The following is a 10,022-nucleotide window of genomic DNA, read 5'->3' as shown; positions in this document are numbered from 1 at the left end:
GCCGCTCCCCGTCCGGGCCGATCCGGTGGCGCTGCTGGCGCTCCCGGCCTTCGCCTACCTCGCGGCGGCCTATGGCTGGCCGCTCCTCGTCCTGCTCGGGCGCAGCCTCTCGGGCCCGCAGGGGATCAGCCTCGCGCCGCTCGGCCAGTTCCTGTCCGATCCGTTCAGCTGGCGGGTGATCGGCAACACGGTGCGGACCGCGCTCCTCGTCACCCTCGTCTGCCTCCTCGCCGGCTATCCGGCGGCTCTCGCCCTGGCGCGGGCCCGCGGCGCGGTGCAGGGGCTCCTGCTCCTGTCCGTCATCCTGCCGCTCTCGGTCGGGGTCGTGGTTAAGGCCTATGCGTGGCAGATCGTGCTGCGCCGCGACGGGGTGATGTCGCAAGCCCTCGTCGGCCTCGGGATCTGGGACGCGCCGCAGCGCCTGCTGTTCACCGAGGCCGGGCTCGTCATCGGCGCCGCCAACGTCTTCCTGCCGTTCATGATCCTGCCGATCTACGCGGTGATCCGCCTGATCGACCCGCGCCTGCCCGAGGCCGCCGCGACCCTGGGGGCGAGCCCCCTGCGCCGCTTGCTCACCGTGACCCTGCCCCTGACCCTGCCGGGCATCGTCTCCGGCGTCGCCTTCGTGTTCTCCCTCGCGGTGTCGATGTACGTCGTGCCGAGCCTCGTCATCGGCGACCGCTTCCAGACCCTGGCGACGCTCACCGGCCGCGCCTTCCTGTTCATGCGCGACGAGCAGCTCGGCTCGACCACCGCGGTGATCCTGCTGGCCGTCGCGGTCGCCGTCGTGGTGGGCTCGACGGCGCTCGCCCGGCGCCTCGGCGGCGGAGGGCACGCATGACCGCGATCGAGCGCACGGCCCTCGCCGTGGTCTGGATGCTCGCTGCCGCCTCCGCCGTCTTCCTGATGGCGCCGCTGGTGGTGACGGTGGCGGTCTCGTTCGGGTCGAGCGCGGTCTTCACCCTGCCGCCGCCGTCCTGGTCGACGCGCTGGTACGAGCGGCTCTGGGCCTCGCGCGACCTCTGGCCCGCGGTCTGGACCTCGCTGCGGATCGCGTGCCTCGCCACCGCCCTGGCGCTGGTCCTCGGCACGCTCTGCGCCATCGCGGTGGTACGCGGGCGCTTTCCCGGGCGCGAGGCCCTCGTCACCTTCCTGATCTCGCCCCTGATGCTCCCCGGCCTCGTCGTCCGCATCGCGATGCTCCAGGGTTTTCGCGCGGCGGGCCTGCGCGACGTGGGTCTGAGCCTGCTGATCGCCCACGGGGTGATCACGCTGCCCTACGTCGTGCGCACCGTGGTGGCGGCGCTCTCGCTGTTCGACTTCACGCTGATCGACGCGGCCCGCACCCTGGGCCTGTCCTACCCGGCGGCCGTCCTGCGCGTGCTGGTGCCGAACCTGGCGCCGGCCTTCCTCACCTCCGGCCTGTTCGCGTTCCTCGCCTCGATGGACAACTACCCGATCTCGATCTTCTTCACCGACGCCTGGACCAAGACCTTGCCGATCCAGATGCTGCAATATGTCGAGGAGCGGCCCGACCCCACCGTCGCGGCGATCTCGACCCTGCTGATCCTGCTCGCCGTCGCGGTGCTGATCCTCGGCGACCGCCTCGTCGGCCTGCGCCGCCTGGCCGAGGTCTGACCCGATGGCGGATCCGGCTCACGATCGCGACTTCCGCGGCTACGGCGGGCACCCGCCGGCGGTCGCCTGGCCGGGCGGCGCTCGCCTCGCCGTCTCGGTCGTCGTCAACGTCGAGGAGGGGGCGGAACTCTCCCTCGGGATGGGCGACGAGCGCAACGAAGCCGTTTACGAGGTGGTGGAGGAGGTCGTCGGATCCCGCGACCTCTGCATGGAATCGCATTTCGAGTACGGCACGAGGGCCGGCTGGCCGCGCATCCGGGCGCTGCTCGCGGCCTACGGTGTGTCCGCGACCCTCAACGCCAACGGGCGCGCCGTCGCGCTCTCGCCGTGGCTGGCGCGGGAGGCGGTCGCCGACGGGCACGAGGTCGCGGCCCATGGCTGGCGCTGGGAGCGCCACGCCGGCATGGGCGAGGCCGAGGAGCGGGCGGCGATCGCCCGGGCCGTGGCGGCGATCCGCGGCGCGACCGGGCGCGCACCGGTCGGCTGGCACACCCGCTCGGCCACCTCGGTCAACACCCGCCGGCTGCTGCTGGAGCATGGCGGCTTCCTGTACGACTCGAACGCCTACAACGACGACCTGCCCTACCTCGTCCCGGGGCGGCAGGGGTCGCCCCATGGGCGCCCCCACGTCGTTCTGCCCTACGCCTTCGACACCAACGACATGCGCTTCCAGCGCGGCAGCGGCTTCGTGTTCGGCGACGATTTCGCCCGCTACTGCATCGACGCCTTCGACCGGCTCTACGAGGAGGGGGCGGTCGCGCCGCGGATGCTGTCGGTGGGCTTGCACCTGCGCATCATCGGCCGGCCCGGCCGCATCGGCGGGCTCGAGCGCTTCCTCGCCCACGCGGCCGCGCGGGAGGGCACCTGGTTCGCCCGCCGCGACGCCATCGCGACGCATTGGCTGCGGGAGGCCGCCGGTCTCGCGCCGTCGGACGCCGCCTGATCGACCGGAGGACCTGGGCCGCGCATCCTCGGGTCCTGGACGTGTCGCGCCGCGGCGGACGGCGGACGGCGGGGCTCGCCGGCGCCACCGATCGAACACGCTCGGCCATCTCCGCTGCGTGAGCCCCAGGTCGGCGAGCGCTGGCCGCAGCCTCACAGCTGCGGCTGGATGGCCCGCAGGGTCGCGGCGGTGCCCTCGATGAACCGGAGTGCGACGCGGACCTTCTCGGCCGCCAGCGGCAGGCGGGCGCAGCGGGTCGAGAGGTCGTCCAGCCGGCGCTGCTCGATGTCGAGGATCTTGAGCGCGTTCACGACCGCGAAGCGGATCACGTCCTTCACCGCGTCGTCATCGCCCGCCTCGACGAGCTGCCCCTCGATGGTGATGAGCGACTCGTAGCCGCGCAGCTCATCCGAGATCTGCGTGAGCGCGCGCAGGGTCTCGCGGACGCACTCGCCGTCGGCGGCCGGGAGATCGGAGCGCTCAGCCGTCCGCGCGACCTCGCTCAGCACCTCCGCGTAGCGGGGCTTCATCTGGGCAATGCTGGCCCGATCGCCATTGCTCAGGATGCGGGCCGGGACCGACTGTGCGGAAAAGACAATCAACGCTGCCACTGCGACCGCGTGCAGGTGGAATGCCCGCTGCAACGACGGACGCGGCCGTTCGATGCGAGCGGCGATCGAGGAGGCCCGGCGTGTGATCTGCATCGGCGGTACTTGTCCACGACCGGGCCCGGACTGGATCCGGCGGCCCAGCCTAGCGCTGGCCTTTGGAATTGTCTCTAATACACTCGCCGTGTCGCCCGCCAGTCGGTCGTCGCCTCCGTGAGATCGTGCGAGCCGTGCGCTCGGGTGGGGATCCCATGAGTTCGTCATCTCAGCAGATCTTTCGGGCCCGCGCCCTCGAGCGCATGGCCTCGCCCGAGCAGCTCGACCATCTCGTCCGCGTGACCAGGCCGGCCGACTGGGTGCTGGCCGCCGTCATCGCCCTCGTGCTCGCGACGGCCGTGACGTGGAGCCTGGTCGGCCGGATCCCGACCCGCGCCGCCGGTGAGGGCATCCTCGTCGGCGTCGGCGGCCAGGTGGTCGACGCCGTCTCGGGGGCCGGCGGCCGCCTCGGTGCGATCGCGGTCGCGGTCGGCGACCGCGTGGCGCTGGGCCAGCCGATCGCCGAGATCATCCAGAACGAGATCGAGCAGCGCTACCGCAGTGCCACGGAGGTGTACCGCGAACGCGAGCGCGACCATGCCGACCTCAGGAGCAAGATCGCGAGCGAACTGCAGACGAAGGCCGCCAACTTCGTCAAGGTCGAACGCGCCTTCGACCAGATCGTGCAGGCGACCGATCAGCGGATCGACTACCTCGCCACCGAGGTGCGCAACCTCGAGACCCTGCTCGCCAAGGGCATCACGACGCGCCGCACCGTCGAGGATCGCCGCCGCGAGCTCATCGATGCGCGCCAGCGCCGCGAGGATGCCCAGAACGAGCTGCTGAAGCTCAAGGTCCAGAAGACCGACCTCGAGGTGCAGCGCGACCGCGAGATCCAGGAATCGCAGTTCCGCATCAACGACGCGCGCCGGCAGATGGAGCAGATCGGCGGCGAGCTCGGCCGCAACACCCGCGTGGTGAGCCCGATCGCCGGCCGCGTCCTCGAGATCAAGGTCTCGCCCGGCTCCGTGCTGGGCGTCGGCACTCCGGTCGTCGCCGTGGAGACGGAGGGGCAGTCGCTGGAAGCGATCGTCTACATCCCGGCGGACAAGGGCAAGCAGATCCGGCCCGGCATGGAGGCGAGGCTCGAGCCGAGCACCGTCAAGCGCGAGGAGTACGGCACGCTCGTCGGGACGGTGATGTCGATCTCGGACTTCCCCCTCACCCCCCAGGGCATGCTGGCGGTGCTGCACAACGACACGCTCGTCTCGCGCTTCTCGCGCGAGGGCGCACCGTACGCCGCCCTGATCCGCCTGCAGCCGGATCCGGCGACCGCGAGCGGCTACCGGTGGGCAGTCGGCCGCGGCCCCGACCAGCGCCTGAGCAGCGGTACCCTGACCCGGGCCGAGATCACGACGCGCGAGCAGCGGCCGCTCGACCTCGCGCTGCCCACGCTCAAGCGCCTCACCGGGATCGCCGGCTGACGTCATGCGGAGCGCCATGGACGACCACCCGGCGGGCGGGCGCGCGCCGATCTCCCTCGGCCGGACCCCGGTGCGCGCGACGCCGAGCGTGCTGCAGATGGAGGCGGTCGAGTGCGGCGCGGCCGCCCTCGCCATCGTGCTCGCCTTCCACGGCGCCTGGGTTCCCCCTCGAGGAGCTGCGCGTCGCCTGCGGCATCTCGCGCGACGGCAGCACGGCGAGCAACATCGTCATGGCCGCGCGCGGCTACGGGCTCGCGGCCAAGGGCTACCGTCGCGAGCCCGCGACCCTGCAGGACCTGCCGATGCCCTGCATCCTGCACTGGAACTTCAACCACTTCGTCGTGCTCGAAGGCGTGCGCGGCACCCACGCCTTCATCAACGATCCGGCCGAGGGGCGCCGCCGGGTCACCGCCGAGGAACTCGACCTCGCCTTCACCGGCGTCGTTCTCACGATGGAGCCGACACCGGCCTTCCGCCGGGTCGGGCGCCGGCCGCAGGGCTGGCGCCTCCTGCTCCGGGAGCTGCGCGGCTCGCGCGCGGCGCTCGGCCTCGTCGCCGCCGTGAGCCTGGCCCTGGTGGTCCCCGGCATCGTCATCCCGGGCCTCACGAAGGTCTTCGTCGACGAGGTGCTGATCCAGGGCGCGACGGGCTGGCTCGTGCCCCTCCTGATCGGCATGGGCCTGACGGCGCTGCTCCGCGCCGTGGTGACGGCCCTGCAGCTCTCGCTGACGCTGCGGTTGCAGACGAAGCTCGCGGTCGTGATGACCAGCCGGTTCCTGTGGCACGTGACCCGGCTGCCGATGGCGTTCTTCGCCCAGCGCCACGCCGGCGACATCGCGAGCCGCAACGGCGTCAACGAGGACATCGCCCGCCTGCTCTCGGGCGGGCTCGCCAGCCAGGTGCTGGGCCTGGTCTCGCTCGCCTTCTTCGCCGCCGCGATGGCGGCCTACGACCTGCCGCTCACCGGCATCGCGGTCGGCCTCTCCCTCCTCAACCTGCTGGTGCTGCGCCTGATCGCACGGCGGCGCGAGGATCTGAGCCGGCGCCTCGCGGTCGAGCGCGGCAAGCTCGTCGCGGTCACCGTCGCGGCCGTGCGCGGCATCGAGACCCTCAAGGCCAGCGGCCTCGAGGACGAGGCTTTCGCCCAGTGGACCGGGATCCAGGCCAGAGCCCTCAACGCCGAGCAGGCGCTCGGCCCGTCGTCCACGCTCCTCGACGTCGCGCCCGCGCTCCTCGCCGGCCTGACCACGGCGGCGATCCTCAGCGTCGGCAGCGTCCGCGTGATCGAGGGCGCCCTGACGCTGGGCGGCCTCGTCGCGTTCCAGTCCCTGACGGCGAGCTTCTCCGAGCCGATCGGCGCCCTCGTCGGACAGGCAGGGACCATCCAGGTCGTGCGGGGCGGCCTCGACCGGCTGGAGGACGTCTACAACTACCCGGCCGATGTCCTGCCGAGGGCGCCCGCGGAGCCGTCCGACCCGCCGAGGCTCGCCGGGCGCGTGGAACTGGCCGGCGTCTCGTTCGGCTATGCGCCGCTCAAGCCGCCGCTCCTGACGGAGCTGTCGCTGTCGGTCGAGCCCGGCACCCGCGTGGCGCTCGTCGGCCTCTCGGGCAGCGGCAAGTCGACCCTCGGGCGGCTGATCTGCGGCCTCAACCGGCCCTGGTCGGGGCAGGTGCTCCTCGACGGCAAGCCGCTCGGCGAGATCCCGCCCGACGTCTTCGCGAATTCGGTGGCCTACGTCGACCAGGACATCGTCCTGTTCGAGGGCACGGTCCGGGACAACCTGACGCTGTGGGATCCGACGATCTCCGAGGCCGACCTGTCCGAGGCGCTGAAGGATGCGGCGATCCACGCCGAGATCGTGACCCGGCCGGGAAACTACGACTGCGCCGTGATCGAGGGCGGCGCGAACTTCAGCGGAGGCCAGCGCCAGCGGCTGGAGATCGCCCGCGCCCTCGTCGGCAATCCGGCCGTGCTCGTGCTCGACGAGGCGACGGCCGCCCTCGACCCCGTGACCGAGCGGGTGATCGACGACAACCTGCGCCGGCGCGGCTGCACCTGCATCATCATCGCCCACCGCCTCAGCACGATCCGGGATTGCGACGAGATCATCGTCCTCGATCGGGGTCGGATCGCCGAGCGTGGCCGCCACGAGGACCTGATCGCGCGGGCGGGCCTCTATGCCCATCTGGTGGCGCAGCGATGACGGCGGTGGCGCCCGCCGCGCCGGCATCGCGGATCGCGCTCGACGGACGCCATCCGGAGCGGCTCGACGGGCGGGCGCAGTCGCTGCTGATCGCCCGCGGGCATGCCGACGTCTTCCTGATCTCGGCATCGGGCGAGGCGCGCCGGCACCTGCTGCGCGCCGAGGCCGGGGATCTCCTCCCGCCGCTGCCGGCCTGGCCCGACGGTGCGAGCCGGATCGTCGCGGTCGGCGTGCCCGGCACCGAGGCGGAGCAGCCCGCCCTCGCGGACGCGCTCGCGGCGGGATCCCTCGAGGCCTGGATCCTGCGCCTGTCCACCCTGATCGTGGGCGCGCATCCCTCGTGGGAGATGCGCGAGATCCAGGGAGCGCCGCAGAGCCTGGAGCCTGGCGAGCGCCGCCGCGGCCCTGCCCGATCGGTGCGCTGGGTCGCGGTCACCGCGGGCACGGCACGCCTCATGGGGGGCGAGCCCGGCGAGGCGACCGGTGGCCCGTGCCTCCCGCTCGCGTCGGGATCCTGGCTGGAGGCCGGTCCGCAGGGCTGCACGATCGCGCCGGCCGAGCCGCCGGCCGGTGGCGCGTTGCGGCAGGCCCTCGACCGCTTCCACGCCTGCGCCTTCGCCGGACTCGCGCAGGCGGAGGCGACGCGGCTGGCGGGGGAGCGGGGCCGTCTCGCGCGCCGGTCGCGGATCGACGCGGCACGCGCGTCCGACCTGTTCGAGCGGCTCGCCGGGCTGGTCGTGCGCCGGCCGACGGCCGGCGGACCGCCCCTGGACGGGGGCGACGCCCTTCTCGCCGCCTGCGCGCTCGTCGCCGCGACGCTTCCCGCCGAGCTCACGCGACCGGCCGCTCGCGCGCGGCGCCCGGAGGGATCGGAGGATGTCTTCGCGGAGGTCCTCGATGTGGCCCGGGCTTCGCGCCTGCGCGTGCGCCGGACGCTGCTGCGGGACGCGTGGTGGCGGAGCGATCTGGGCGCGCTGCTCGCGTGGCACGGGGCGGCGGCCGATCCGGTCGCGCTGCTGCCGGACCGGCGGGGCTACGTGATGGTCGATCCGTCCGGCGGTCAGCGGCGCCGGGTCGACCGGGCCCTCGCGGCCGGGCTCATGCCCGAGGCCGTGACGTTCTACGCGACGCTGCCGGCCCGGGTGCTGCACCGGCGCGATCTCCTCGCCTTCGTGGCCGCCCCGGCCCGCAGCAACCTCGCCCGCATCGCCGTGGCCGCGCTGATGATGGCCGCTCTGTCGCTGGTGATCCCCCTGATCACCGAGGCGCTCGTCAACTCGGCGGTGCCGCGCAGCCAGCTCGACCAGGTCGCGGTCTGCGCGGCCGCGCTCGCCGTCGCCGCGATCGCGAGCGCGGCGATCCAGGTCTCGGAGAACCTGGCGATCCTCCGGCTCGAGGGCCTGATCGACTGGACGCTCCAGGCCGCGATGATCGACCGGATGCTGCGGCTGCGCGCCGAGCTGTTCCGCGACTACACGGCCGGCGACCTCGTCGGCCGGGTGATGGGCGTGGACGCGGTCCGGCGCGTCCTGACCGGCCAGAGCCTGCGCAACCTGTTCGCCGGCATCGCCTGCGCGATCAGCATCGGCCTGATGCTGTACTACGACGTGCGGCTCGCCCTGGTGGCGGTGGCCCTCTCGCTGGTCCGGAGCCTCCTCATTACGCTCGCCGCCGCGATCAGGCTGCGCCACGAGGGGCGTCACTTCGAGATGCAGGGGCGAGAATCGGGCTTCATCCTGCAGCTCTTCTCAGGAATACCCAAGTTGCGGGTGGCCAACGCGACGGTGCGCGCGCTGTCGGTCTGGTCGGGCCTGTTCACCGCCCAGAAGGCCCATCACGTCGCCGCGCAACGCGTCGCCAACCGCCTCGCCGTCGTCGAGGCCGTCTTCCCGACCTTGGCCACGATCGCGATCTTCGCGGCCGCGATCGGCTTCGGCAGCACCCTGACGAGCAACCTCGGCGCGTTCCTGGCCTTCTTCGCGGCCTTCGGCCAGACCATGGCGAAGATCGGCGCCTGGGCGACGGGCGTGGGGGAGGCTCTCGTGGCGATCCCGCACGTCAGGCGCATGCGTCCGCTGCTCACGGCCGAGCCGGAGAGCTCCGACGACCGCAAGCCGGCCGGGGATCTCGCCGGTGCGATCGAACTGTCGCGCGTGACGTTCCGGTACGGCGCCTCCGGCCCTCCCGTCCTCGACGACCTGTCGCTGCGCGTCGCGCCGGGCGAGTACGTGGCGATCGTCGGCCCGTCGGGCGGCGGGAAATCGTCGCTGTTCCGCCTGCTCCTCGGCTTCGAGCATCCCGAGGCGGGCGCCGTCTTCTACGACGGCAAGGCCCTCGACACGCTGGACATCAGCACGGTGCGCCGGCAGCTCGGCGTGGTGCTTCAGAACGGACGGCTCACGACCGGCAGCCTCTACGAGAACATCTGCGGCGGCGTGCCGCTCCCCATGGACCAGGCCCTGGAAGCCGCCCGCCTCGCCGGGCTCGAGGCCGACATCCAGGCCATGCCGATGGGCCTGCACACGATGGTCGCCGAGGGCGTGAACACCCTCTCGGGCGGACAGCGCCAGCGCCTCCTCATCGCCCGCGCCATCGCGCGGCGTCCGAGAATCCTGCTGCTCGACGAAGCCACGAGCGCGCTCGACAACGCGTCGCAGGCCGTGGTGAGCGCGTCCCTCGGAGCGCTCAACGTCACGCGCATCGTCATCGCGCACCGGCTCAGCACGGTGCGCGAGGCGGACCGGATCGTGGTGCTGGTGGACGGGCGCATCATCCAGTCCGGCAGCTTCGCGGAATTGAGTGCCGTGCCCGGAGTCTTCGCGCAATTCGCCGAGCGGCAGCTTCTGTAAAATTGACGACTTTGCGATGGGCCTGATATGCCGCATGACCTGCTGCGCCATGACTGGGCAATGAAATATTTGCAAGCTTCGAGGACCGCTTCGTTGCTTGGAGGGAGCGGCGCGCAGGGGCCGTCACTGCCGGAGACTGCGCTGCCCGATCCCGTGTTCTGCTCTGACGTAACCCTTACAGGGCCGTTGAGTTGGTCGCGCCAGTCGAGCGCGACGGAACGGGCGGCAGGTCGTGCGGCACCGCACCTCGTTCCGCAAGA

Annotated in this window: 7 protein-coding genes; 6 read left to right on the top strand and 1 reads right to left on the bottom strand. The window is 72.5% G+C overall.

Going from position 1 to position 10,022, the window contains the following annotated elements; all coding sequences use genetic code 11:
• The 3 genes from VQ02_RS11925 to VQ02_RS11915 all read left to right on the top strand — a co-directional run.
• A partial coding sequence (locus tag VQ02_RS11925; RefSeq protein ID WP_048444415.1) for an ABC transporter permease occupies positions 1-841 on the top strand: 841 nt, incomplete at its 5' end.
• A complete protein-coding gene (locus tag VQ02_RS11920; RefSeq protein ID WP_048444407.1) occupies positions 838-1,638 on the top strand; it encodes an ABC transporter permease in 801 nt (266 codons plus the stop codon). The genes VQ02_RS11925 and VQ02_RS11920, both read left to right, overlap by 4 nt.
• Positions 1,639-1,642: 4 nt before the next feature.
• The gene (locus tag VQ02_RS11915; protein WP_048444406.1) at positions 1,643-2,581 is read left to right on the top strand and encodes a polysaccharide deacetylase family protein; all 939 of its coding nucleotides are present in this window, start codon (positions 1,643-1,645) and stop codon (positions 2,579-2,581) included.
• Positions 2,582-2,733: 152 nt separating this feature from the next.
• Here the strand turns inward: VQ02_RS11915 and VQ02_RS11910 are convergent, their stop codons facing one another.
• Positions 2,734-3,111: a hypothetical protein gene (locus VQ02_RS11910; RefSeq protein ID WP_053080344.1), complete on the bottom strand. Its 378-nt coding sequence runs from the start codon at positions 3,109-3,111 to the stop codon at positions 2,734-2,736.
• Between the two features lie 329 nt (positions 3,112-3,440).
• On the opposite strand from VQ02_RS11910, the gene VQ02_RS11905 reads away from it, so the two are divergent.
• The 3 genes from VQ02_RS11905 to VQ02_RS11895 are packed head-to-tail and all read left to right on the top strand — an operon-like array spanning position 3,441 to position 9,762.
• Positions 3,441-4,709: an NHLP bacteriocin system secretion protein gene (locus VQ02_RS11905; RefSeq protein ID WP_048444405.1), complete on the top strand. Its 1,269-nt coding sequence runs from the start codon at positions 3,441-3,443 to the stop codon at positions 4,707-4,709.
• Positions 4,706-6,913 carry an NHLP family bacteriocin export ABC transporter peptidase/permease/ATPase subunit gene (locus VQ02_RS11900; RefSeq protein ID WP_342447818.1) on the top strand — a complete coding sequence of 736 codons (2,208 nt, stop codon included), beginning with the start codon at positions 4,706-4,708 and terminating at the stop codon, positions 6,911-6,913. Before VQ02_RS11905 ends, VQ02_RS11900 begins: the two co-directional genes overlap by 4 nt.
• On the top strand, positions 6,910-9,762 hold the full coding sequence (locus VQ02_RS11895) for an NHLP bacteriocin export ABC transporter permease/ATPase subunit (protein WP_048444404.1): 2,853 nt from the start codon (positions 6,910-6,912) through the stop codon (positions 9,760-9,762). The genes VQ02_RS11900 and VQ02_RS11895 overlap by 4 nt, the downstream gene beginning before the upstream one ends.
• Positions 9,763-10,022: the final 260 nt, after the last annotated feature.

The organism is Methylobacterium variabile, assembly GCF_001043975.1.
Taxonomy (GTDB): Bacteria; Pseudomonadota; Alphaproteobacteria; order Rhizobiales; family Beijerinckiaceae; genus Methylobacterium; species Methylobacterium variabile.
Note: the sequence above shows the minus strand (reverse complement) of the source record. Positions and strands in the feature narration are given on the sequence as shown.